This window comes from Glutamicibacter sp. PAEs-4 (assembly GCF_051161755.1).
In the GTDB taxonomy this organism is placed as follows: domain Bacteria; phylum Actinomycetota; class Actinomycetes; order Actinomycetales; family Micrococcaceae; genus Glutamicibacter; species Glutamicibacter nicotianae.
This window is the reverse complement of the sequence record NZ_CP195017.1, coordinates 2603078-2628474: the sequence shown is the minus strand read 5'-3', so window position 1 is coordinate 2628474 and position 25397 is coordinate 2603078. Positions and strand designations below refer to the sequence as shown.

Here is a 25397-nt window from a genome sequence, read left to right as displayed (position 1 = left end):
GTTCACTTTTGGTAGCAGGCCATGGCCTTGCACGTTGCGGACTTCCTCCTGGCTCGGCGAAACCCAACGCCTGCATCAGGCGTGCGAATCAGAGAGAAAGTTTGAATATGTCCGTAACTTTTAGCGCCCTCGGTGTGCCCGAATACCTTGCCAAGGTCCTTGCCGACAGCGGAATCGAATCCGCCTTCCCGATCCAGGAAGCGACCCTGCCTTCGACTCTCGCCGGCGGCGACGTCCTGGGCCGCGGCCAGACCGGTTCCGGCAAGACCCTGGCTTTCTCGCTTCCACTGGTAGCGCGTTTGGCAGATCGCCCGCAGCGCCGCAAGGCTCGTTTCCCCCGTGCGCTGATCATGGCTCCAACCCGCGAACTGGCAACCCAGATCGCCAAGACCGTTGAGCCTTTGGCGAAGGCTGCCGGCCTGCGCACGACCGTGATCTACGGTGGCGTGGCCCAGAGCCGCCAGGAAAAGGCCATGAACGAGGGCGTTGACATCGTCATCGCCTGCCCAGGCCGCCTCGATGACTTGATCAAGCAGAAGATCGTCGACCTGTCCCAGCTGGAAATCTCCGTGCTGGACGAGGCCGACCACATGGCAGACATGGGCTTCTTGCCTGTAGTACGCCGCATCATGGACCGCATGCCAACCGGCATCCAGCACATGCTGTTCTCCGCCACCTTGGATAACGGCGTGGACAAGGTAGTCAAGCGCTACCTGAGCCACCCGACCATTCACTCGGTGGATGCGCCCGAGGCCGCTGTGAACACCATGGAGCACCACGTCTTCGTCATCGGCAACGATGATAAGAAGGACCTGATCCGCGTCCTGGCTCAGGGCACTGCCCGCCGCATCATGTTCATGCGCACCAAGCACCACGCCAAGAAGATGGCGCTGACCCTGTCCAAGGCTGGCGTTCCAGCAGTGGACCTGCACGGCAACCTGTCGCAGAATGCCCGTGACCGCAACCTTGCTGCTTTCGCTTCAGGCGAGGCGAAGGTGCTTGTCGCTACCGACGTTGCCGCTCGTGGCGTGCACGTTGATGGTGTGGAACTCGTGGTTCACATTGATCCACCTGCGGAGCACAAGGCTTACACCCACCGTTCGGGCCGTACCGCACGTGCCGGTTCGGATGGAACTGTAGTGACCATCTGCACCCCTGATCAGCAGGGCGACGTTGCTTCCTTGCTGAAGCAGGCCGGCCTGAAGGTACCTTTTGAAAAGGTCAGCCTGGACTCGCCAGTTGTTGCCAAAGTAGTCGGCGAAGTTGCTGAACATGTTCCTTATGTCGCACCAGTACAACAGAAGCGTAACCCAGCGAAGAAGAAGCCTGCTGGCGAATCTTCGAACGCACGCGGTGGGCGTGGCGGCGGACGAAATGCTCGTGGTGGGAAGCCTGCCGGTGAGGCACATGGCCGCGGTGGAGACCTTCGCCGTTCAGATCGTTCCGGTGCATCGAACCAGTCGGAGCGTCCAGCACGCGAATCACGCGGTGCTAACGCTGAGCGTCCTTCACGTGGTCCCAACACCGAGCGTCCTTCACGTGGTGCCCGCGGTGCTAACGCGGACCGTCCAACAAACTCCTCGCGCTCAGCACGATCCGGTGGTCGCAATGCTGCAGGTGCCGCAGGTGGCCGCTCACGTGGACCACGCCGTGCATCAAGCCCTGCTACCGGCAGGCGCTAAGAACTAGTACCCAAAAGAAGCTCCAGACAGCCAAAAGCTGTCTGGGGCTTCTTTTTGGTGGTGGGGTTGCGAGCGGATCGGAAAATGAGAATCGGGACTTTTACACCAGAATGTGCAAGCGTTTCCCATGTAATAAGTTGGAAAATTACTGAAAATTTTGATGTTTTACCTGCATCCGAGTGTAAATGTTGGAAACGCTTGCACTTGATGGAATTCGCTCAGTAGTGTGGGCTGAATCACTGGCAAGCCACCTAGTGTGGCCTGCCGCTCGCACCTTCGAATTCAATGGAGCATTTCATGAACAGCCGAAACGCTGCTTCCTCCGTGCGCAGTCAGTCACTGCCACCAGGCCTTCATAAACGTAGTTGGCGTCGTTGGGTCGCCGCCTTGGCCGCGACCCCGATGCTGGCGCTCGCACCCATGGCGCCACTGGCTAGTATTCCTGCCGCGGCAGATGAAACTTCTGTGACTCTGGCCGGTTCTTTTCAGTCGTTGTTGGGATGTTCCGCTGACTGGATGGCTGACTGTGAAGCTACCAGTCTGCAATCCACGGACCAGGAAGGGCAATACAGCCTGGAAGTGGAAGTTCCGGCGGGGAACTATGAATACAAAGTAGCGTTGAACAAAAGCTTTGACACGTCTTATGGACTCGACGGGGGCGAAGAGAACATTCCCCTAGCACTGAGCGCGGATAGCCGATTGCGCTTCACCTTTGATACGGCTACGGGGCTGACGCAGGTTGTACCACTGGACCTTCGCGGAGAATATTCCGATACTGACGCCGATTTGGTCTCTGCGCCGGTCAGGCAAGCCGGCTCTGGTGAGCAGTTTTATTTCGTTATGACAGACCGCTTTGCCAATGGGTCAACGGCTAACGACACCGGCGGTTTGGAAGGCGATCGGCTAACCACCGGGTTTGATCCGACGAACAAAGGATTCTATGAAGGCGGTGACATCGCAGGCCTACGCTCCAAGCTTGACTACATTCAAGGCCTTGGCACCAGCGCCATCTGGCTCACACCCAGTTTTAAGAACATGCCGGTTCAGGGTAGTGGTGATGATGCCAGCGCCGGATACCACGGCTATTGGGTCACCGATTTCACTCAGATCGACCCACATCTAGGCACCAATGAAGAACTCTCCGAACTGATCGATGACGCCCACAAACGTGGCATCAAGGTGTATTTCGACATTATCGTGAACCACACCGCAGATCTCATCGATAATAAGGAAAAGAAGTATTCCTACGTTGAGCAATCTTCCGTTCCTTATAAGGATGCTCAGGGCCAAGCCTTTGACCCGGCGGACTACGCAGGCAGTGATACCTTCCCAGAGCTAGATGCTTCCAGTTCCTTCCCCTATACCCCGGTTGTTTCTGATCAAGTCAAGAAGGTTCCCGACTGGCTCAATGATCCAACGCTCTATCACAACCGCGGGGACTCAACATGGGAAGGCGAGTCGGTCACCTACGGCGATTTTCAAGGTCTTGATGACCTCATGACCGAAAATCCTAAGGTCGTCAACGGTTTCGCAGAGGTCTACAAAAACTGGGTGGACTTGGGAATTGATGGCTTCCGCATAGACACCGCAAAACATGTGAATTTCGAATTCTGGGAACAATGGACCAAACAAGTTCAGGACTATGCACGAGCCCAGGGTAAAGACGACTTCTTCATGTTTGGCGAAGTTTATGATGCCGATGCAAAAAAGCTATCGCCCTACGTGCGTAAGACGGAAATGAATTCCGTCCTTGATTTCACGTTCCAATCTGCGGCTGCCGGTTTCGCGGGAGGAAATTCAGCCAAAACGCTAAGCACGCTGTTCTCGGCGGATGACTACTACACCACGGCAAACACCTCAGCTGATGCCTTACCAACCTTCCTCGGTAATCACGATATGGGACGCATTGGGTACTTCCTGAACAACAGCAATCAGAAACTCAAACGTGTTGAACTGGCCCATGAACTGATGTTCCTGACCCGTGGCCAGCCGGTGGTTTACTACGGTGACGAACAAGGATTTGCCGGCACCGGTGGAGACAAGGATTCTCGCCAATCACTGTTCGCTTCTCAAGTCTCGGACTATCAGAACCAAGAATTGATTACTGGAGAAAAGCTCGGAAACGAAGATCGTTATGACAGTGATTCTCCGCTGTATCAGCACATCGCGGCCCTCTCTAAACTTCGCGGATCAAACAAAGCGCTGAAGGGAGGGGCGCAAGTAGAGCTATACGCCCAAGATTCCAAGGGAGTTTATGCTTTCTCGCGTGTGGACCGTGACGAGAAAACCGAATATTTGGTGGCCCTGAACAATTCGGAAGAATCCGCTGATATTGAGTTGTCGACTCTGACCTCCGACGCAAGTTACTCAGCGCTCTATGGCGCGGAAGGCAAACTCAGCAGTGCTGCGGACGCTAAACTCAACGTGACGGTGCCAGCGCTATCTGCGGTGGTTTATAAAGCTGACAAAGACGTAGACAGTGCTGCCTTCACACCTGAGATTTCCGCTCCAAAATCTGGGGCAGGGCTCAGCGGCGTATCACCCGTATCCGTGGATCTAGGCGAACAGGCGTGGGCTGAGACAAGCATGTCGTGGCGTGAAGTAGGCACCGAGAAGTGGCACCTACTGGGCGTGGCAGAAGGCCACACCCCACGAGTCTTCCACGACGTTTCATCGCTACCACAAGGCACCTTGGTGGAATATCGTGCGGTGAGTACCAATGCCGCAGGTGAATACAGTGCCGCTTCCACTTATGCTTCCGTGGGCAACGATGTATCCGGGTTCGCGAAGGAAAAACCGGTTGAATCGGACATCTCCATGGTCACCGTGCCAGGAAGCCATAACATCGAAATGGGTTGTGTCACGGACTGGGATCCGGCCTGCGAGGCCGCCAAACTTACTGAACAGCCTGGCGGGGTCTACTCTGGTGAATTCGAAGTCCCGGCAGGGGACTATGAATACAAGGTAGCCATCAACGGATCATGGGATCTGAACTACGGCGTTGGTGGCGTTGCCGGTGGTGACAACCTCAAATATTCTCACGAAGGCGGGTCCGTCAAGTTCTTCTTCGATCCACGCAATAACATCGTACAAAGTGATCAACAAGGTCCCATGATCACCTTGCCGGGAAGTTTTCAAGATGAGTTGGGCTGTGCTTCCGACTGGGATCCAACCTGTTTGGCAACTTTGATGGCTGACCCAGATGCTGACGGTACCTACGAATTCACTACGGAGAAAATTCCGGCCGGCACCTACGAGTTTAAGGTGTCGCATAACTTCGGGTGGGAGGAAAATTATGGCGTTGACGGTGCTGCCGGAGGTGCTAACTACAGTCTCTCGGTGACCGAGGGGAAGCCGGTGAGCTTCAGCTATGACTCGAAGACTCACCTGCTGCAGATTGGTTCTGACACCCAAACAGTCGACGGCGTTGGTCAAATGAAAGCGCAGTGGATTTCTGCAGATACGATTGCTATTCCCCGTGATCTGGGTAGTGGCGAAAGCTATGCCCTCTACGCTGCCAAGGACGCCGGCTTGAAATTGGAGGGAAACGAGATCTCCGGTGCGAAGCCACTTGAGCTCAAAGAAGTTATTGGCGGGTTGAGTGCAGAGCAACGTAAGAAGTTCCCGCATCTTGCTGACTACCGTGCTTTGCGTATTGACCTTAAACGTGAGGACGTAGCCTCTGCATTGCGCTCACAAATGGCCTTGGCACGATTCGACGGTGAAGGAGATTCCAAGAAACTCACCGCCTTCACCGGAGTCCAGAGTGCTGGTGTTATCGATGATCTCTATGCCAAGGCGCTTGAAGATGTAGAACTCGGCGTGAGTTTCACCGGGAAACGCCCTACTTTCAGGCTCTGGGCACCCACGGCCCAAAACGCAACACTGCTGATTACTGACAAGAAGGAGAAGACCACACGATACGCTGCTAGCTATTCGGAGGACAGCGGTGTGTGGACGGTCAAGGGCAAGCCTCAGATGGCTGAGGCGAAGTACCGGTGGGAAGTCCAAGTCTTTGTCCCGGAAACCGGCAAGATTGAAACGAACATCGTGACGGATCCTTACTCGGTAGCACTCACGACTAATTCCACCCACTCGGTGGCTGTGAGCTTGGAGGATCCTCACCACCAGCCAAAACAGTGGCGTAAGGCCAAAGCCAAAAACGTCGAAAAGGACGTGGACCGCAGCATCTATGAACTGCAGATCCGTGACTTCTCGATTTCAGATGCTTCGGTGCCCGAGAACCTGCGGGGCCGCTACGGAGCGTTTGGAGCCAACGGAGCCGGAAGCAAGCAGCTCAAACAGCTCTCCGAGGCTGGCCTGACTACCGTTCACCTGCTGCCAAGTTTTGATATCGCCACCATTGAGGAGGAACAGTCTCAACGTGTTGAGACGGACTGTGATCTGAAGTCGCTGCCGGCAGCCTCGAGCAAACAACAAGAGTGCGTTACCGCTCATGGTGATGAGGACGGATTCAACTGGGGCTATGATCCCTTCCATTTCATGGCTCCGGAAGGTTCATACGCAACGAACCCTGAAGGCGCTAATCGGGTGGAAGAATTCCGCTCAATGGTCGGTTCTTTGCACAGCATGGGGCTAGAAGTAGTGCTTGATCAGGTGTTCAACCACACGGCAGCCTCAGGTCAAGCCGATCGCAGTGTGCTCGATAAGATCGTGCCCGGTTACTACCACCGGCTTGATGCTACTGGGAAAGTCGAAACTTCGACCTGCTGCCAGAACCTGGCCACGGAACATGCTGCGGCGCAGAAACTGATGGTTGATGCCCTGGTGGTGTGGGCCAAGGACTATAAGGTTGATGGATTCCGTTTTGACCTCATGGGCCACCACTCTCGAGAAACTATGGAAGCTGTACGTAGCGCACTGGATGAACTGAAACCGGGACGCGACGGAGTGGATGGCAAGTCCATTTACCTGTATGGCGAAGGATGGAACTTTGGTGAAGTGGCGGACAATGCTCGCTTCTACCAAGCGACTCAGGGGCAATTGAACGGTACCGGCATCGGGACCTTTAATGACCGACTGCGCGATGCCGTTCATGGTGGCAGTCCTGTTGATTCATCCTCAACATTCCGTCAGGGCTTTGGTACCGGCTTGGGCACGGATCCCAACGGTAATAAGGCCAATGGGAGCACCGAGGAAGCGTTGAAAGATCTCGGGCACGAAACCGACCTGGTGAAGCTCGGCTTGGCTGGCAACCTGGAAGGGTTCGAGTTCCTCACTTCGGATGGCAGCGTGCATCGTGGTGATGAGTTGGATTACCGCGGAGCGAAAGCGGGCTATGCCTCGCAGCCGGGGGAAGTGATCAACTATGTTGACGCGCACGATAACGAAACGCTCTACGACCTCACTGTGCTCAAGTTGCCACGAGATACTTCCATGGAAGATCGAGTGCGAATGAATACTCTCTCGCAAGCAACCGTGATGTATTCACAAGCTGTTCCGTTCTGGCATGCCGGAACCGAGTTATTGCGTTCAAAGTCTTTGGACCGAAATTCCTATAACTCGGGGGACTGGTTCAACCGCATCGACTTCTCCGGCGTGGAGAATACTTTTGGCTCCGGGCTTCCACCCAAGGCGGACAACGGTGAGAAGTGGGATCTGATGGCTCCACTATTAGAAGACCCTGCGCTCAAGCCCGATGCAAAGGCCATGACTGATGCTGAAGGCGCTGCTCTGGACTTGCTGCGGACTCGTAAAGAGGTAGGTCTCTTGCGTTTGGGCTCAGCTGATCTCATCGAGCAAAAGGTGAGCTTCCCGCTGGGTGGGGCCGAAGCCGAACCAGGAATTATCGTGATGCGTATCGACGATACCGTGGGCAAGGATGCTGATCGTAAGCATGATGGGGCCTTGGTGCTCTTCAATGCCTCGCCGAAGGAGAGCACGCAGACCCTTGAGGAATTAGTAGGTCACGATTATTCGCTCGCCAAGTCTCTTGCGAAAGGCAGTGATGACCGGGTGAAGTCGACTTCGTTCGACAGTGCCACCGGTGAGCTGACTATTCCGGCGCGCACTGCGGCGGTGTTGGTGGAACCTCAGGGCTCGGTTAGGTAGTAGATGGGAGCATTCCTGATGGATCATCTGTCGCGATTATCCGCAGGAACATTGTTGGCAGATGAACTGATCGAGCCAGTGCGGCAATCGAGGTTTTCATTGCCAAGGCGTCCACGCTGACAGCGAACAACCCGTTCTCGTTTTCGCGAGAGCGGGTTGTTCCATTGTGTCTGTAAATCAGTTTTGAGGGTCTTTGCGACGACCAAAAATGAAGTAGGAAAGGCTTCCCAGTACGTTGAGGCAACTGACCACGGCCCACAGTGGTTTTGGCCCTCTCACCAGCTGAACGGGGCGTCGACGTAGATCCCGCAATGCTGCAATCATCAAAGTCAGTTCGATAATTCCAGCGGCGACTACAGCAATTTGAGTTCGGCGATCCAGCTCCCGGAAAGACCGTTTTTTCGGTAGGTTAAGGCGCCGGGAGCGCAGGGTGGATTGTCCTTGAGTGCCTTGCGTGTCCTGTGTCTGAAAATTATTTTTCGGCATGGGAATCATTCTTGCACTTTGTTCGTTGAACAAGACAGAACGCAAAGTTGAGTGAGGTTGGCTCAAGTTAATTTGACAGTCGAAAGCGGCTGAGTAAACTTGAGTCCAGAACGCTCAATCAGGATAAAAATCCTCAGCGTTAGTACTTTCAACCAAGGCAAAGGAGAGCCATTATGTCGCGTGCCGTAGGTATCGACCTAGGAACCACCAACTCCGTAGTTTCCGTGCTCGAAGGTGGTGAGCCAACCGTTATCGCAAACGCGGAAGGCAACCGTACTACCCCGTCGATCGTTGCTTTCTCGAAGAGCGGCGAAGTCCTGGTTGGCGACATCGCCAAGCGCCAGGCAGTGAACAACATCGACCGCACCATCTCATCGGTCAAGCGCCACATGGGTACCGACTGGAGCATCGAGGTCGACGAGAAGAAGTACACCGCACAGGAAATCTCGGCTCGTACCCTGATGAAGCTGAAGAACGACGCTGAGTCGTACTTGGGCGAAAAGGTCACCGACGCTGTGATCACCGTTCCTGCATACTTCAACGACGCAGAGCGCCAGGCCACCAAGGAAGCCGGCGAGATTGCCGGCCTGAACGTCCTGCGCATCGTCAACGAGCCAACCGCTGCCGCACTGGCCTACGGCCTGGAAAAGGGCAACGAGGACGAGCTCATCCTGGTCTTCGACCTCGGTGGCGGCACCTTCGACGTGTCCCTGCTGGAAGTCGGCAAGGACGACGACGGCTTCTCCACCATCCAGGTCCGCGCAACTGCAGGCGACAACCGCCTGGGCGGCGACGACTGGGACCAGCGCGTTGTCGACTGGCTGCTGGCCCAGGCCAAGGCCAAGGGTGCAGACCTGTCCAAGGACAAGATCGCCCTGCAGCGCCTGAAGGAAGCTGCTGAGCAGGCCAAGAAGGAACTGTCCTCGGCTACCAGCACCAACATCTCGCTGCAGTACCTCTCGGTCACCCCAGAGGGCCCAGTGCACCTGGACGAGCACCTCTCGCGTGCCAAGTTCCAGGACCTGACCAAGGACCTGCTGGAGCGCACCCGCAAGCCATTCAATGACGTCATCGCAGAAGCAGGCGTCAAAGTTTCGGACATCGCCCACGTGATCCTGGTTGGCGGTTCCACCCGTATGCCAGCAGTTGCCGAACTGGTCAAGGACCTGGCCGGCAAGGAAGCCAACAAGGGCGTGAACCCTGACGAGGTTGTCGCCGTGGGCGCAGCCCTGCAAGCCGGCGTGCTGAAGGGCGAGCGCAAGGACGTTCTGCTCATCGACGTCACCCCACTGTCCCTGGGCATCGAGACCAAGGGCGGCGTGATGACCAAGCTGATCGAGCGCAACACCGCCATCCCGACCAAGCGTTCGGAAACCTTCACCACCGCTGAAGACAACCAGCCTTCGGTTTCCATCCAGGTCTTCCAGGGCGAGCGCGAGTTCACCCGTGACAACAAGGCTCTGGGTACCTTCGAGCTGACCGGTATCGCACCGGCTCCTCGCGGCATCCCACAGGTCGAGGTCACCTTCGACATCGACGCCAACGGTATCGTGCACGTATCCGCTAAGGACAAGGGCACCGGCACCGAGCAGTCGATGACCATCACTGGTGGCTCCTCGCTGTCCAAGGAAGACATCGAGCGCATGGTTCAGGAAGCTGAAGCACACGCCGAAGAGGACAAGGCACGCCGCGAAGCTGCTGAGACCCGCAACGCTGCCGAGCAGGCAGCCTACTCGGTGGACAAGCTGATCAAGGACAACGAAGACAAGCTGCCAGAAGAGGTCAAGACTGAGGTTCAGGCCGACGTTGACGCACTGAAGGCTGCTCTTGAGAAGCAGGACAACGACGACGAGGTCAAGGACGCGTTCGAGAAGCTGCAGGCTTCGCAGACCAAGCTGGGCGAGGCAATCTACGCCAACGCCCAGGCTGAGGGAGCTGCTACTGGCGAAGGCGAGCAGGCACCTAACGCTGATGAAGACATCGTCGACGCCGAGGTCATCGACGAAGACGAAGCCGACAAGAAGTAGGGAGTTTAGGAATATGTCCGAGGCAAAGGACCAGAACGAGAACTCCGGCCAGGAGCCGGAGAACCAGCCCGAGGCCGCTGACCAGCAGCCAACTGCTGACGCCCTGGGTCAGGCCGAGGCGATCCTGAACGAAGCTGCTGCTGGCGCTGAAGCCGATGCGGAGCAGCCGGAAGATGCCGGTGCGGTGGAAACCGAACTGCGCAACGACCTGCTGCGCCTGCAGGCTGAATACGTCAACTACCGCAAGCGTGTGGAACGTGACCGGGCAGTGGCGCGTGAAAACGCCGTCCAGTCCGTGCTCAACACTCTGCTTCCGGTGCTTGACGACATCGATGCGGCACGAGCCCACGGCGACCTCGCCGACGGCCCGTTCGCGTCGATCGCCAACAAGCTGGATGGCATTCTGGCTCAGCATGGCCTGGAACGCATCAACGAGGCCGGCGTGGAATTCGACCCGAACATCCACGAAGCCCTGCTTCGCCAGGCTGTTCCGGAGATTCCAGCCGACCACGTGGGACAGGTGCTGCGCACCGGTTACCGCAAGGGAACCAACATCCTGCGCGCAGCCCAGGTGCTGGTAGCCACCGGCGAATAGCCACGAATAGCACAATCGATACTGCCCACTGCCGAGTCCTCGTCAGTGGGCAGTGTCGAATTGGCACTGAAAGGATGGGGCCCTGATGGCAAGTCAGGACTGGATCGAAAAAGACTTCTACGCCATTCTGGGCGTCTCCAAGGACGCCAGCGAGGCGGACATCAAGAAGGCGTACCGCAAGCTTGCACGCAAGTACCACCCGGATACCAACCAGGGGGACGCGGCCGCTGAAAAGAAATTCAAGGACATCTCCGAAGCCAACTCGGTGCTTTCGGATAAGGAAGAACGCGAGCAGTACGACGCGATCCGCGCCATGGGCGGCGGAGCGCGGTTCTCTGCGGGTGGCGGACCGGGTGGCCCAGGCGGGCAGGCCGGCTTCGAGGACATCTTCTCCAACCTCTTCGGAGGTGGCGGAGGCGGCGCTCGCGGTCGTGGCGGACAGCCGGACTTCTCCGACCTGTTCGGAGGCGGCGGCGGTTTTGGCGGCGGCTTCGGCCAAAGCGCACCGCCGCGCAAGGGTGCTGACCGCACGGCCAGCACCACGATCTCCTTCTCCGGATCGATCAAGGGAACCACCATTGGCCTGCGCGAACAGAACGGCGAGGTCATCGACGTGCGCATCCCGGCGGGAATCAAGGACGGGCAGTCGGTGCGCGTGCGTGGCAAGGGCCAGCCAGGAGCTGCCGGCAACGGCGACCTGCTGGTCAAGGTCAAGGTCAGCGAGCACCCGTTCTTCAAGCGCGAAGAGAACAACATCCGCATCCACGTGCCGGTGACCTTCGATGAAGCGGTGCTTGGAGCAAAGATCCACGTACCGACCCTGGACGGGGAATCCGTTGCGGTGAAGGTGCCTGCCGGATCCAACTCCGGACGCACCTTGCGCTTGAAGGGCCGCGGAGTGAAGACCTCCAAGGCCACCGGCGATCTGCTGATCGTCCTGGATGTCGCGATTCCGCAGAACCTCTCGGATGCAGCAAGGAAGGCCGTGGAGGACTTCGCTGCAGCCACGGAGGGCGAGGACCCGCGAGCGGACTTGGCAGCCCACGCCAAGCTCTGAACCCAATAACCTGTTTTCCCTGTCCTGGCATCGAACTGGCAGGGCGGGGAAGATAGACTCAAAGGCAAAAGGGCCAGTATCGTCGGCCCTTGCAGAAAGGTGGTAGAAGCAACGTGAACGGGGAGTACCTGCGACCTGTCTTCGTCATTTCCGTCGCCGCCCAGCTTGCAGACATGCATCCGCAGACGCTGCGCCAATACGACCGCATCGGCTTGGTTTCGCCCAGCCGGCAAAGCGGAAAGCAGCGCCGCTACTCGCAACGCGACGTCTCGCTGCTGCGCCAGGTGCAGTCATTGAGCAAGGAAGGCGTCTCGCTGGAAGGCATCAAGCGCATCCTGGATCTGCAAGATCAAGTCGCGTATCTGCAAACCGAAGTCAATGGGCTTCGCCAAGAACTGTCCGCCGTTCGCCAGGGCCAATCGCGCATCTTCGCCGCGGGCACCGCTGGAGGCGACATCGTTTCGCTGTCCCGGGGCATGCGTCCGGAACGACGTGAACCGACCGTGTCGCTCTTCCCTGTACGCCGCGCCATCGGCCGCTAGATCCGTCCGTGCCTCGCCAGGCGCGCTTCCAACTGGGTGCGCACGGCAGGCCACTCGTGCGGGAGGATCGAGAAGACTACGGTGTCTCGAAGCGTGCCGGTCTTCGGATCATATTTGTGATTGCGCAGCACGCCATCCTGTTTGGCGCCAAGCCGTGCAATTGCTGCGCGTGACGCAGTGTTGTGCCAGTGCGTGCAGAAAGCCACTGAATAGCAATCCAACTCCTCGAAAGCGCGGCGCAGCAGCATGAACTTGGCCGCCGGATTGATCCCGGTGCCTTGGGCGGGCACGGCCAAGAATGTCGAGCCGATTTCCACGCGATGGTTGGCCACGTCGATATTCAGGTAGCTCGTAGCCCCCACCGCTTGGCCGGTGGACAGGTCGATGATGGCGAACGGAGCCATCGCTCCAGTTTCCTGCAACGCCAGACGGCGCTCGATATCCGCCTGCATGGATTCGGCCGATGGGGTGGTGGCAAACCATGCTTCATCCAGCTGGCCGTTGGCGGCGAGCTGGATCAGCTCCGGGGCATGGTCCAATGACAGTTGTTCCAGCCTCACCCCGGCATATTCCATGCTCGGGGCTTGGGAGTAGAACTGGTTCTGAGCAGAAAAGGAGGCCATGAAATCCATCCTAGGGATTCCATGGCCTCCTTGATGCATTTCGGCCGCTAGCCGATGCGCGTGTACGCCAAATCGAAGACCAGGCGTCCAGCCTTCAGCGCCTTGCCCTCGAAGCTGGTGAGGATTCGTCGCTCGAAACGCGGTGCCCAGCCGCCCTGGACGTCAATGAAGTCAGGCTCGGGGTCAATGCCTTCCATGCCATCGCGGCGCACCTTGGTCAAGTTGCTCTCCTCGCCGGAGAGGTTTCCGGGATGCTGGTTCTCGAAATCAGGGTGGGCTTCGAGGACCTCGCGCATCTGCTCCGCATAGTTCGACCAGTCGGTGGCCAAGCGCAGGGTGCCCCCTGGCTTGAGCACGCGGGAGACCTTGTCCAGGAATGAGGCCTTGATCAGGCGGCGCTTGTGGTGCCTCGGCTTGTGCCACGGATCGGAGAAGAAGATCCAGATCTCGTCCGCGCTGTTCTCATCAAGCATGACGTCCAGCACCTCAGGGGCATTGGCCTGCACGGCGCGGACGTTGGTGATGCCGAAGGATTCGACCTTCAGCATCAACTGGGCCAGGCCTGGACGGTAGACCTCAACGGCGAGGTAGTTGCGCTCGGGATCGTCCTTGGCGGCGTTGGCGATGCATTCGCCCAGGCCGGTGCCGATCTCCACGATCAGCGGTGCCGTGCGGTCGAAGGCCTCGGCGGGATCGAGCTGGAAGTCGTCAGCAACCGAGGTGTCGGCAATCTTGCGGGGCGGCTCGATGACATACTGCTCGGCATTGCGCTCCCAGGCGCTGGCCCGGCGGCCCTGCAGGCGGTTGCCGCGACGCACGAAGGACACCGGCTCGGCACGGAAAAGGTCTGGGTTCCTGGGGGCAGAGCCATGGGGTGGACGCTGCTGCTCGCTCGATTCGCTCATGATGATTAATCCTAGCCGAGCAACCTGCATCGATGCGTGCCGAACGGTGGGGGATTGGACACCCCTAGGGGGAATTCGGGGTGATCCCCGATGGAGCATGAGAGGTAAAAGAAGGAGAATGTAGCCATGACTGATTTAGTGCGGGGTATTCTCAACATTATCTGGCTGCTGTTCGGCGGCCTGTGGCTGGCCCTGGGTTACGTGCTGGCAGGCATCATCTGCTGCGTGCTGATCGTGACCATTCCCTTCGGCATCGCCTCGTTCCGCATTGCCGGCTATGCGCTGTGGCCCTTCGGCCGCACCGTAGTCGACAACGGACCGGTCGGTGCGTTCTCCACCCTGGGCAACATCATCTGGATCATTTTTGCCGGCATCTGGATTGCCATCGGGCACGTGGTGACCGCGATCCCGATGTTCGTATCGATTATCGGCATCCCGCTGGGCATCGCCAACCTGAAGATGATCCCGGTGTCCCTGATGCCCTTGGGCAAGGTCATCGTGCCTTCGGACAATTACATCGGCAACGTTCGCCGCTAGGCAGCACCAAGACGGCAATGGCTGCCAACTCCAATGAGTTGGCAGCCATTGCTCTAAGCCTGAATCGGATCAGCTCTTCAGGTACTCATCGTGCTGGCGGTGCGCCTCGGCGACCTCGACGCGGATCTTGTCCACGTCCTTGGCCTTGTCGCGGTATTTCTTCTCCATGGTCTTCACATACGCTTCTTCTTCCACCAGGGCGCGGTAGATGCGTTCGCGTTCGTTTGGATCCGAGGTGTAGCTCAGGTCGTTGTAGCTGCTCGCATGGCGGCGCAGGTTGCCAATGGCGGTTTGTGCCTTGCCAGCCTTGCTGAACAGCGAAGCGAGAATGGTCAGCACGAGGACGCCGATGATCACGCTCAGCGACAGCCCGGTGCTGATTTCGATGACCATCACGTGCTCGCCGTCATTGATGAATGGCAGGTTGTTCTCGTGCAGCGCGTGCAGGATCAGCTTCACGCCGATGAACGCCAGGATCGCTGCCAAGCCATAGGACAGGTAGATCAAGCGGTCCAGCAATCCATCAAGCAGGAAGTAGAGCTGGCGCAGGCCCATGAGCGAGAACGCGGTAGCGGTGAACACGATGTAGACGTTCTGGGTGAGTCCGAAGATCGCTGGGATGGAATCCAGGGCGAAGAGGATGTCGGTTCCGCCGATGGCCACCATGACCAGCAGCATCGGGGTCAGGACCTTCTTGCCGTCAATCATGGTGAACAGCTTGTCGCCGTCGTACTTGTCGGTGGTGTGGAACAGCTTCTTGGCCAAGCGGATGATGAAGTTGTTGGCCTCGTCGGATTCGTCGTCCTTCTTCAGCAGGTTGCCTGCGGTGAGCAGCAGGATCAGGCCGAACAGGTAGAAGACCCAGGCGAACTGGTTGATCAGCGCCGCGCCGACAAAGATGAACGCGGTGCGGGCGATCAGCGAGAAGACGATGCCGAAGAGCAGTACTTTCTGCTGGTCTTCGCGGGGGACCCTGAAACTGGCGATGATGATCAGGAAGACGAACAGGTTGTCGACGGACAAGGCCTTTTCGGTGATGTAGCCGGCGAAGTATTCGGCGCCCATGTCGATGCCGCCGAAGATGAGCACCAGCACACCGAATATGAGGGCCAAGCCGACATAGATGCTGGACCAGATCGCTGCTTCACGCAGGGATGGAACGTGGGCCTTGCGGATGTGGAAGAAATAATCGAAGGCCAGTAGGGCGAGAATCACGACAATCGTGATGCCCCAAATCAAAGGGGAAGCTCCCATAGGGATTCCTGCTTTCGTAAGTTGCGCGCGGACGCGTCCGAGTAAGTCTCTTCACCGACACTGTGGTTGGCCGTAAAACCCGGCAGGACCATGAAGTCCTGCGTATTGACGGATTCAACGATTGTGAATACTCCCTTACGTCCTTTAATCCTAACCCGAAGCGGTGCTCCTGGAAGAATTCTGGTTTACGGATGTCATGTTGATCTGTAATGTACTTCGACTTTGCCCAGTTGGGTAGGCGTCATATGCAATTCGAAGGATGCGGTGGACGAAGTGCTCGAGTGAATTCTTCGGCCCAGGTCTCGGGTCGCCTTGGAAATCCTCGCAGGACTCGGAGCGCTGGCAACAGCATGCGCGGTACCTGCCGATGATGCGTGGCCGGCTAATTCCGTGCGGACAGGATTTGCTCACGCAGGATATCGGCGTGCCCGCAATGCTGCGCCAATTCGCGCAACATGTGCAGCTGGATCCAGCGCAGCGGCAACGACCCGCGCCGATTGCCGGAGAAAACGTGATCCCCGGTCTTGCCCTTGACTACTTCACGTGACAGTTCGATGGCCTGGGCATAGTCACGCCGAATGGATTCGATGGTGTCGGACGCGGACAAGTCGAAGGACTTGCTGGGCGACGACGCAATGCCCAGTTCGGCCCGGCTCTTGCCGGTGGCTGCTTCGCCAAACCAGACACATTCGACGAAGATCGCATGTTTCACCAGCCCGAGCAACGTGGTCTTGGATTCAACCAGCTTCAACCGCGCTTCGTCTTCGTCCAGCCCGTCGAGGCTGGAAAGCAGCATCTGCCGGTGCTGATCGATGAATACCTGGACCATCTCATCGTGGGGCAGGGAAAAAATATCTTGGGAATCCGGGTTGGCCATGCCTCATCCTAAGACTGCAAATCGCGCTCCACAAGGGGTTTTGCCGCCGAGGCAAAGGGAAGAAAAAATATCTCGAGAATCTTGCTCTAGCTGGAATACTAGGACTAGGAGTAGAGTTGAGTTAAGTACACTCAAGTTTATGGGTTCACTCCAATAGAGAAAGGATGCGCGTGGACACGAAACTCACCACTAAGAGCCAAGAAGCTCTCTCAGCTTCCGGGATGAACGCTTCAACCGCAGGCAATCCGCAGATTGAACCTGCGCACCTGCTGAAGGCATTGCTGGACCAGCGAGAGTCCGTCGCAGTGGCCTTGCTGAAGACTGCGGGGTTGGATGTCGACGCGCTTTCCGTCAAGGCGAGCGCTGTCATCAACGCGTTGCCCTCCAGCTCCGGTACTTCGGTTGCCCAAGCTCAGTACTCCCGGCAGTTGCTGCAGGTCGTGAGCAACGCCCAGGCGGCCGCCGCGGAAATGGGGGACACCTACGTCTCCACCGAGCACCTGCTCATCGCCCTGGCATCAGACCAGACCAAGGCGGGTGAAGCCCTGCGCGAATTCGGCGCCACCCGCGAACTGCTGGTGGGCACCTTGCCGACCATCCGCGGCGACCGCAAGGTCGATAACCCGGATCCTGAGGCAACCTTCCAGTCCCTGGAGAAGTTCGGCACCGACATGACCGCCCTGGCGCGCTCGGGCAAGCTGGATCCCGTCATCGGCCGCGACCGCGAGATCCGCCGCGTGGTGCAGGTGCTCTCCCGCCGCACCAAGAACAATCCAGTGCTGATCGGTGAACCCGGCGTGGGCAAGACCGCTGTGGTCGAGGGCCTGGCCCAGCGCATGATCGCTGGCGACGTCCCGGAGTCGCTGCGCGGCAAGACCTTGATCTCCTTGGATCTGGGTGCCATGGTCGCCGGTGCCAAGTACCGCGGCGAATTCGAAGAGCGGCTGAAGTCGGTGTTGGAAGAGATCAAGGCTTCGGATGGCCAGATTGTCACCTTCATTGACGAGATCCACACCGTGGTCGGTGCTGGCGCCTCCGAGGGTGCGATGGACGCCGGCAATATGCTCAAGCCGATGCTAGCCCGTGGCGAGCTGCGCCTGATCGGTGCCACCACGCTGGACGAGTACCGCGAGAACATCGAGAAGGACCCGGCCCTGGAACGCCGCTTCGCCCAGGTATACGTGGGCGAGCCGAGCGTGGACGACACCATCGCCATCCTGCGCGGGTTGAAGGAGCGCTACGAGGCGCACCACAAGGTCTCCATTGCCGACTCCGCACTGGTGGCTGCTTCCACGCTGTCCAACCGCTACATCTCCGGACGCCAGCTGCCGGACAAGGCCATCGACCTGGTCGATGAGGCCGCCAGCCGGCTGCGCATGGAGATCGATTCGGCGCCGGAGGAGATCGACGAGCTGCGCCGCGAGGTGGACCGATTGACCATGGAAGAACTGGCTCTGTCCGATGAGACGGATCCGGCTTCGGTGGAACGCCTGGATGCCCTGCGCAAGGACATGGCTGACAAGAAGGAAAAGCTGGATGCGCTGAATTCCCAGTGGGAAGCGGAGAAGGCTGGCCTGAATCGCGTCGGCGATCTGAAGGTCAAGCTCGATGAACTGCGCAGCCAGGCCGACAAGGCCCAGCGCGAGGGTGACCTGGAGAAGGCATCGCGCCTGCTCTACGGGGAGATTCCGACGCTGCAGCAGGAGCTGGATGCGGCGGCCGCCGCCGAAGCCGACAAGGCCGAGACGCACACCATGGTCGCCGAGGAAGTCACCGCGGATGACATTGCGGAAGTCATTTCGGCCTGGACTGGCATCCCGGCTGGTCGCATGCTGCAGGGCGAAAGCCAGAAGCTGCTGGAGATGGAAGAGATCATCGGGCAGCGCCTGATGGGCCAGAAGCAGGCGGTCGCCGCGGTCTCCGACGCCGTGCGCCGTACCCGTGCCGGCATTGCCGACCCGAACCGGCCCACCGGTTCCTTCCTGTTCCTCGGTCCAACCGGTGTCGGCAAAACCGAGCTGGCCAAGTCGCTGGCCGACTTCCTCTTCGATGACCCGCGCGCGATGGTGCGCATCGACATGTCCGAATACTCGGAGAAGCACGCGGTGTCCCGCCTGGTCGGTGCCCCTCCGGGCTACGTGGGATACGAAGAGGGAGGGCAGCTCACCGAAGCTGTACGCCGCCGCCCGTACTCGGTGATCCTGCTGGACGAAGTGGAGAAGGCGCACCCCGAAGTCTTCGACATCCTGCTGCAGGTACTCGATGACGGCAGGCTGACCGATGGCCAAGGGCGAACGGTGGACTTCAGGAACACCATCCTGATCCTCACCTCCAATCTGGGTTCCCAGTTCCTGGTGGATCCAAGCTTGGAAGACGAGGCCAAGAAGTCAGCGGTGATGAACGTGGTCAACGCTTCGTTCAAGCCGGAATTCTTGAACCGCCTGGATGAGGTCATCCTCTTCGATCCATTGAGCATCGAGGAGCTGGGCAGCATCGTCAAGCTGCAGATCGAATTGCTCGCGCAACGCCTGGCCGATCGCCGCCTGAACCTGGAGGTGGACCAGGCCGCCAGCGAGTGGCTGGCCCTGACCGGTTATGATCCGGCCTACGGCGCCCGTCCGCTGCGCCGCTTGGTGCAGCGCGAGATCGGCGACCGGCTGGCCAAGGAGATCTTGGCTGGGGCGGTGCAGGATGGCGACACCGTGGCTGTCACCCTGGACGAGGTCGGCGACAAGCTCAAGGTGGCCAAGAAGTCCTAGCAACTGGCAACGGCGAGGGTGTGAACAGATGGAAATCCGTTCACACCCTCGCCGTTGCTGTACTCAAGCTGCCTAGCTGTCGGTGGTCTCCCGGCCGTTGGACTTTTCGTCGGCCGGCTTTTCGTCCTCGGACTTCTTCTCTTCGGAGCTATCGGCATCTTCATCGTCGGCGCCCTCGGGCAGCAACGAGCTGCGGACGGTGCCCTCCGAAAGACTCAGGAAGCAGGAAACGGTGCGGTCGCCCTGGGCCCAGGTGCTCTCCGATGGGCGGGAGAAGTGATAGGTCCAGGTGGAATCCAACCCTGCACGCGGGTCCAGCGAGACCGACTTGCACAGGTCTTCGGACTGGGTGAGCAGCACGTTGGCACCGGGGTACTCCTCGCCGTTGACCTGGAAGATGCCGATTACTTGCGCGTTGTGGGAGGAATCACAGGTCACGACGGTCTGCGGATCCAATGGCGACGTGAATCCCCGCAGGCAATCGCCTTGCTCCAGCTGCGTAGGCGGCATCCCGGTGGCAATGATGCCGTCGAGGCCTGGATTCTCATTGCGTTCCACATTGTTCGCAGTTGGCGAAGCGGGCGGATCCACGAGCCTCAACACCACGAAAACCACTGCAGCGGCCAGCGCCAGAACAGCGACAATCATCAGGGCCCATTGGGCACTCTGCCGCTTCGGCTTCTCCGGTTCTGGCTGCAATGGCGGCAAAGCCGCCTGCGGCTCGGGCAGATTGTTTTCCACCACCTGTTGAGCTCCTTCGTGGTTGGGTCGGGCGATCGCTCGCCGGCTCAATACATAGTCGTTGGACTAATCCACAGTCTAGCTGTTTCGTTGGGTGTTGCATTCAGCGCTCGCCGGTGAATCGTGTTAACCTTTAATTACGAAAGAACTGATCACATATTCGGGGGCCTTCACCTTTCACAGGTGGACCACCTCCCGACTCTACTGAAAAGAGGGGGTCACGCCATGGGGCGCGGCCGTCAAAAGGCTAAAGCACAGCGTCAGGCGCGAGATATCAAGTACTACTCGCCATCCACTGACCTTTCGGCACTTGAACGCGAGTTGGGCGTTCGGTCCGATCATCATGCTCAGAATTCTGAGCGTAATGATTCATCGTATGACGACGAATACTCGGAATACGACGAGCTGACTAAGAAGTACTCGGGAGATGACGAAGACGAGTAGCCTCGTCTTCTGATGCCGGGAGTCCTTGGCTCAGAGTGCCACACCTTGAGCATTGAGTGGTACAGCTCTTCAGTACATTTTGCGACAAGCCGCAGCGACTAAGCTAAATTAGCTTTTAGTCGCTGCGGCCTTTGTCGTGCCCAGCAATACTAAGGTGGAACGTGAGCACTCCAGAAGAACTGTCGATCAAGATGGCGCATCATTCGGCGATCCGCTCCATGCAGCGCATTGTGGAGCAGCAAGCGGCGTCCTCGCCGGAAAACGAGGCCCGGGACGGAGTCCAGCGGATGCTGGATGCCGGGAATGTGCTCGTGGTGACTGGCGCCGGCGTATCCACGGATTCGGGAATCCCGGATTACCGCGGCCCCAATGGCTCATTGCAACGCCACCGGCCAATGACCTATCAGGAATTCCGCTTCCGTCCAGAAGCCAGGCAGCGCTACTGGGCCCGCGGCTACGTCGGCTGGCGGCATATGGACAAAGCCGAACCCAACCGCATCCACCGGCGCTTGGTGCAGTGGGAAGAACAGGGGAAAATCAGCGGCATCATCACCCAGAACGTGGACGGGCTGCACCAGCAGGCAGGATCCAAGCGCGTGATTCCGGTGCATGGCGATCTGTCGATTGTCCGCTGCCTGGACTGCGGGAACAGCGAGCATCGCATTGACTTCGATCTGCGCCTCCAGGCAGCCAATGAGGGATACCTGGAGGCCGTGGAGATCGATCCCGGCGCGGTGAACCCCGACGGCGATGTGGAGCTGCCCCAGTACCTGGTGGACCGGTTCAACATGGTGGCCTGCTTGCGCTGCGGATCGCTCGCGCTGAAACCTGACGTGGTGTACTTCGGCGAGAGCGTTCCAGCCGACCGCAAGGAGCGTATCGCGGCACTGGAAGCGGAATCCACGGCGCTGCTGGTGATGGGCTCCTCGCTTGCGGTCATGAGCGGCTACAAGATCCTGTTGAACTTCGTCAAGCGGGATCTGCCGGTGGCGCTGATAACCAATGGCCACGTCCGCGGCGAGCAGAAGGCCACCTGGCGCTGGCGGGTGCCGTTGGAAGACGCGCTGAAGCAATTGGACTAGCGGGAGAATATTTCGCTCCGCAAGGCCATCGTGGTTAAAACCCGATGCGCCGCACTGGAATCAGTGCGGCGCATCGGGTTTATAGGAGCTTTCCGTGGCCTACTTGGCGTAGTTGCCGGTCAGCAGCACTGCGCCGCCGTCCACGCCCTTGGCGCCCTGGACGAAGTCCAGTCCGGCATCGGCAGCCGACGGATCGATGTTCTCGACTCCGCCCATGACCCATGCGCCCATGCCTGCAGCGTTCAGCAGCTCGACTGCACGATCAGCGACGGCAGGATCAACGACAGCAACCATGCCCACGCCCAGGTTCAGGGTGCGCTCCAGATCAGGCTGAGGCACGTTGCCCAGCTGCGCGATGGTGGAGAAGACTGCTGGCAGCGCCCAGGTGGAGCGGTCCACGCGGGCCATCAGGCCGCGGGGCAGCACACGCGCCAGGTTGGCTGCCAGGCCGCCGCCGGTGACGTGGCTGAAGCCGTGCACACCGAAGTTCTCGCCGTCGTTCAGCGCGCCGACCAGATCCAGGCAGGCGGTGGTGTAGATGCGGGTTGGAACCAGCAGTTCCTCGCCCAGGGTGCGGCCGAATTCGGCGACCTCGCGGTCCAGCTCCCACTTGGCGTGGGCGATGACGCGGCGCACCAGCGAGTAGCCGTTGGAGTGGATGCCGGAGGAGGCCATGCCGATGACCACGTCGCCGGCCTGCACGCGCTCTGGGCCGAGCAGCTGGTCTGCCTCGATGACGCCGGTGGCGGCACCCGCCACGTCGTATTCGTCCTCGGCCAGCAGGCCCGGGTGCTCGGCGGTCTCGCCGCCGACCAGCGCGGTGCCGGCCAGCTTGCAGCCCTCGGCGATGCCGCGCACGATGTCGGCGATGCGCTCGGGGACGACCTTGCCGGTGGCGATGTAGTCGGTCATGAACAGCGGCTTGGCGCCCACCACGACGATGTCATCGACCACCATGCCGACCAGGTCCTGGCCGATGGTGTCGTGGATGTCCAGCTTCTGGGCGATGGCGACCTTGGTGCCCACGCCGTCGGTGGAGGTCGCCAAGTACGGCTTCTTGTAGCCGGTAAGGAACGATACGTCGAAGAGCCCGGCGAAGCCGCCGACCCCGCCCACGACACCGGAGGTGTGGGTTGCCTTGATCGCGCCCTTCATCAACTCAACGGCACGGTCACCGGCCTCAACGTCAACGCCGGCACCGGCATAGGTGATGGAAGTTGGCTGCTGATCATTGCCGCTCATGGCAGTCGGTTCCTTTTCTGTTCGGGGCGTCGTTTTCCAGCGCCCTTTGCAACGGGATGGTTGGGGATCGTGAAGGGGATTAGCTGTTGATTTCGAACTCGGCATCAGGGCCCGGCTCGCAGCCGGCCTGGTTGCTGCGCTCCAGCAGGTTCTTGCCGCGGCGCTCCTCATTCGGCAGGGCGATCGGGTAGTCACCGGTGAAGCACGCGGTGCACAACCGTTCGCGCGGCTGGCGCGTTGCTTCGATCATGCCGTCTTCGGAAATGTAGGCCAACGAGTCGGCGCCGATGGAGGTGGCGATCTCGTCCACGGCCGCGCCGTTGGCGATCAGCTCGGCCCGCGAGGCGAAGTCGATGCCGTAGAAGCAAGGCCACTTCACCGGCGGCGAGGAGATCTTCACATGCACCTCGGCGGCGCCGGCCTCGCGCAGCATGCGCACCACGGCACGCTGGGTGTTGCCGCGGACAATCGAATCGTCGACCACGACCACGCGCTTGCCGCGCAGCACTGTTTCCAGGGCGTTGAGCTTGAGCTTGATGCCCAGCTGGCGCAGGGTCTGCGACGGCTGGATGAACGTGCGGCCCACGTAGGCGTTCTTCACGAAGCCGTGGGTGAACGGGATGCCGGATTCTTCGGCGTAGCCGATGGCGGCCGGGGTTCCGGACTCCGGCACCGGGATCACGATGTCCGCTTCCGCGCTGTTCTCGCGGGCCAGCTGGCGGCCCATTTCCACGCGGGATTCGTAGATCGAGCGGCCGGCGATGGCGGCATCCGGGCGGGCCAGGTAGACATACTCGAAGACGCAGCCCTTGGGGGTGGACTCGGCAAAGCGGGTGGAGCGCACGCCGTTCTCATCGATGGCGATCATTTCGCCTGGCTCGATTTCGCGGATGAACGAGGCGCCGACGGTAGCCAGTGCAGGCTGCTCGGAGGCAACTACCCAGCCGCGATCCAAGCGGCCCAGGACCAGCGGGCGAACGCCGTGCGGGTCGCGGGCCGCGTACAGGGTGTCCTCGTTCATGAAGACGAAGCAGAAAGCGCCTTCGATTTTCGGCAGCAGCTCCAGAGCGGTGTCCTCCAGGCTCTGGCCTTCGGAACCAGCCAGCAGGGCGGTGACCAGAGCGGTATCGGTGGTGTTGCCCTGGGCGAGCTCGCCGCGCACCTTGCCGCCTTCGGCCTGCTGCTTGGCAGAGACCATGTCGGCCAGGTCGGCGGAGTTGGTCAGGTTGCCGTTGTGGGCCAGCGCGACGGTGCCGGTCCGGGTCGGGCCCAGGGTCGGCTGCGCATTGGCCCAGTGGCTGGCACCGGTCGTCGAGTAGCGGCAGTGGCCAATGGCCAGCTGGCCCGTCATGGAGTTCAGCGTATTCTCGTCGAATACCTGGGAGACCAGGCCCATGTCCTTGTAGACGTTGATGCGTGCGCCATCGCTCGTGGCGATGCCGGCGGATTCCTGTCCGCGGTGCTGCAGGGCATACAGGCCGTAATAGGTGAGTTTTGCGACCTCTTCGCCAGGAGCCCAAACGCCGAAAACGCCGCATTCATCCTGCGGGCCCTTGTCGCTTGGAAGGAGGTCGTGATTTAAGAATCCATCGCCACGCGCCATGTTGGTTATTCTCTCATGTTCCGGTTGGTCGACACCGACCAAGAATGTGGTGGGTGGCGGCCAGGTGCGCGGCCGCCTGCTCTTCTAATTCAGGAGAAAAGCTGCCTAGCCTTGTTGTCCGCTGGAGTCAGTGTCCTCGGCCAGAGGAACTGCCAGATGCTTGGTGGTTTTGCGTGAGGTCACGCGGTCAACAATCACATATGCCAGTGCGCCGATTCCTACGCCCAAGCCTGCGCCGAAGATTGCAAAGAATCCGGAGGCCGAGGCACGGGTGTATTCCTGCGACGGTTCGCCCAGCAGGCCGATGATGAGGCCGACTAGCGCGCCGAAGACCGCGAAGGTCAAAATGAACGGCCAGAACTTGGGCGATGCGTGAATTTGCACTTCAACGCCCTGATCGGCAGGCGACGGTGTAGCGGGGTGTTGCTCCATGCCTTTAAGGGTACTCAATAAGTGGTAGGTGTGCTGACAAGTCTGCCCTAAGTCCCGAAGCGTGCAATTGCCCAGTTTGCAGGGCTTCGGCCCAACTTATGCGGCCAGTAGCCAAGGAAAGCCAGAGTTCAGCACGCATTTCGACCACATTCGGGGGAGTTCCGCGGGTATGCCGAGGCCCGGCTATGCACTGAGTCACACCGAAGGGCGGAACACGCACCTCGACCGAATTGCCCTCGGCGCGGGAAGCCAGCTCCTCCAGCGAGAAGCGCACTGCCATGGCGAGCACGGGCCGGGCTGTTTTTCCTTGTCCCTGCGCGGTTGAGGACCATTCTCGCAAGGCCGCGCGGCCAGCGGTTTCATCAACGCGCCGTTTGATTGCCATGGGTCGATTCCACTTTCTCTCAATGACAGAGAAACGTCATATTCCTCTGTTC

General features: G+C 59.6%; 20 protein-coding genes. 10 read left to right on the top strand and 10 right to left on the bottom strand.

Annotated elements, in window-relative coordinates:
* The first annotated feature begins 107 nt into the window (after window positions 1–107).
* Entirely contained in the window at window positions 108–1682 is a 1575-nt protein-coding gene (locus ACR9WD_RS12420; RefSeq protein WP_190263856.1) for a DEAD/DEAH box helicase, read from the top strand.
* Window positions 1683–1979: 297 nt separating this feature from the next.
* Window positions 1980–7754, top strand: a complete 5775-nt coding sequence (gene pulA, locus ACR9WD_RS12415) for a pullulanase-type alpha-1,6-glucosidase (RefSeq protein WP_434922144.1) — start codon at window positions 1980–1982, stop codon at window positions 7752–7754.
* 177 nt (window positions 7755–7931) lie between these two features.
* Here pulA and ACR9WD_RS12410 read toward each other — a convergent pair whose 3' ends face one another.
* Entirely contained in the window at window positions 7932–8240 is a 309-nt protein-coding gene (locus ACR9WD_RS12410; RefSeq protein ID WP_168202015.1) for a PLD nuclease N-terminal domain-containing protein, read from the bottom strand.
* A 173-nt stretch (window positions 8241–8413) separates the two neighbouring features.
* On the opposite strand from ACR9WD_RS12410, the gene dnaK reads away from it, so the two are divergent.
* From dnaK to ACR9WD_RS12390, 4 genes are all read left to right on the top strand, one after another.
* Window positions 8414–10267 carry a molecular chaperone DnaK gene (gene dnaK / locus ACR9WD_RS12405; RefSeq protein ID WP_149597190.1) on the top strand — a complete coding sequence of 618 codons (1854 nt, stop codon included), beginning with the start codon at window positions 8414–8416 and terminating at the stop codon, window positions 10265–10267.
* Window positions 10268–10280: 13 nt separating this feature from the next.
* Window positions 10281–10862: a nucleotide exchange factor GrpE gene (locus ACR9WD_RS12400; protein WP_073705814.1), complete on the top strand. Its 582-nt coding sequence runs from the start codon at window positions 10281–10283 to the stop codon at window positions 10860–10862.
* Between the two features lie 85 nt (window positions 10863–10947).
* Complete coding sequence (locus ACR9WD_RS12395) at window positions 10948–11919, top strand: DnaJ C-terminal domain-containing protein (protein ID WP_038991724.1); 972 nt, start codon at window positions 10948–10950, stop codon at window positions 11917–11919.
* Window positions 11920–12032: 113 nt separating this feature from the next.
* Window positions 12033–12461 (top strand): heat shock protein transcriptional repressor HspR, encoded by a 429-nt coding sequence (locus ACR9WD_RS12390; RefSeq protein ID WP_038991723.1) that lies wholly within the window; start codon window positions 12033–12035, stop codon window positions 12459–12461.
* Here the strand turns inward: ACR9WD_RS12390 and ACR9WD_RS12385 are convergent.
* Window positions 12458–13084: a GNAT family N-acetyltransferase gene (locus ACR9WD_RS12385; RefSeq protein ID WP_198934338.1), complete on the bottom strand. Its 627-nt coding sequence runs from the start codon at window positions 13082–13084 to the stop codon at window positions 12458–12460. The genes ACR9WD_RS12390 and ACR9WD_RS12385 overlap by 4 nt on opposite strands.
* Before the next feature lie 47 nt (window positions 13085–13131).
* A complete protein-coding gene (trmB, locus tag ACR9WD_RS12380; protein WP_434922143.1) occupies window positions 13132–13989 on the bottom strand; it encodes a tRNA (guanosine(46)-N7)-methyltransferase TrmB in 858 nt (285 codons plus the stop codon).
* Between the two features lie 126 nt (window positions 13990–14115).
* Between trmB and ACR9WD_RS12375 the strand changes: the two genes are divergently transcribed.
* A complete protein-coding gene (locus ACR9WD_RS12375) occupies window positions 14116–14526 on the top strand; it encodes a YccF domain-containing protein (protein ID WP_038991721.1) in 411 nt (136 codons plus the stop codon).
* Between the two features lie 69 nt (window positions 14527–14595).
* On the opposite strand, the gene ACR9WD_RS12370 is transcribed toward ACR9WD_RS12375, so the two are convergent.
* Together ACR9WD_RS12370 and ACR9WD_RS12365 are read right to left on the bottom strand one after the other, a co-directional pair.
* The gene (locus tag ACR9WD_RS12370; RefSeq protein WP_038991720.1) at window positions 14596–15780 is read right to left on the bottom strand and encodes a TerC family protein; all 1185 of its coding nucleotides are present in this window, start codon (window positions 15778–15780) and stop codon (window positions 14596–14598) included.
* A 382-nt stretch (window positions 15781–16162) separates the two neighbouring features.
* On the bottom strand, window positions 16163–16657 hold the full coding sequence (locus ACR9WD_RS12365; RefSeq protein WP_434922142.1) for a DinB family protein: 495 nt from the start codon (window positions 16655–16657) through the stop codon (window positions 16163–16165).
* A gap of 170 nt (window positions 16658–16827) precedes the next feature.
* On the opposite strand from ACR9WD_RS12365, the gene clpB reads away from it, so the two are divergent.
* Window positions 16828–19416, top strand: a complete 2589-nt coding sequence (gene clpB / locus ACR9WD_RS12360) for an ATP-dependent chaperone ClpB (protein WP_190263854.1) — start codon at window positions 16828–16830, stop codon at window positions 19414–19416.
* A 72-nt stretch (window positions 19417–19488) separates the two neighbouring features.
* Here the strand turns inward: clpB and ACR9WD_RS12355 are convergent, their stop codons facing one another.
* Window positions 19489–20160, bottom strand: coding sequence for a septum formation family protein (locus tag ACR9WD_RS12355; RefSeq protein ID WP_073705818.1), 672 nt, complete (start codon window positions 20158–20160; stop codon window positions 19489–19491).
* A 222-nt stretch (window positions 20161–20382) separates the two neighbouring features.
* Here ACR9WD_RS12355 and ACR9WD_RS12350 point away from each other — a divergent pair, with 222 nt between their 5' ends.
* The gene (locus tag ACR9WD_RS12350) at window positions 20383–20601 is read left to right on the top strand and encodes a DUF3073 domain-containing protein (RefSeq protein WP_038991764.1); all 219 of its coding nucleotides are present in this window, start codon (window positions 20383–20385) and stop codon (window positions 20599–20601) included.
* A gap of 191 nt (window positions 20602–20792) precedes the next feature.
* Window positions 20793–21683, top strand: a complete 891-nt coding sequence (locus ACR9WD_RS12345; RefSeq protein ID WP_073706409.1) for a Sir2 family NAD-dependent protein deacetylase — start codon at window positions 20793–20795, stop codon at window positions 21681–21683.
* A 99-nt stretch (window positions 21684–21782) separates the two neighbouring features.
* Here ACR9WD_RS12345 and purM read toward each other — a convergent pair whose 3' ends face one another.
* The 4 genes from purM to ACR9WD_RS12325 form a co-directional block, all read right to left on the bottom strand.
* Complete coding sequence (purM, locus tag ACR9WD_RS12340; RefSeq protein ID WP_066141065.1) at window positions 21783–22925, bottom strand: phosphoribosylformylglycinamidine cyclo-ligase; 1143 nt, start codon at window positions 22923–22925, stop codon at window positions 21783–21785.
* A gap of 79 nt (window positions 22926–23004) precedes the next feature.
* Window positions 23005–24528, bottom strand: coding sequence for an amidophosphoribosyltransferase (gene purF, locus ACR9WD_RS12335; RefSeq protein WP_073705820.1), 1524 nt, complete (start codon window positions 24526–24528; stop codon window positions 23005–23007).
* Window positions 24529–24633: 105 nt separating this feature from the next.
* A complete protein-coding gene (locus tag ACR9WD_RS12330) occupies window positions 24634–24912 on the bottom strand; it encodes a hypothetical protein (protein ID WP_190263852.1) in 279 nt (92 codons plus the stop codon).
* A 52-nt stretch (window positions 24913–24964) separates the two neighbouring features.
* Window positions 24965–25345, bottom strand: coding sequence for a sterol carrier family protein (locus tag ACR9WD_RS12325; protein WP_073705821.1), 381 nt, complete (start codon window positions 25343–25345; stop codon window positions 24965–24967).
* Window positions 25346–25397 lie beyond the last annotated feature (52 nt).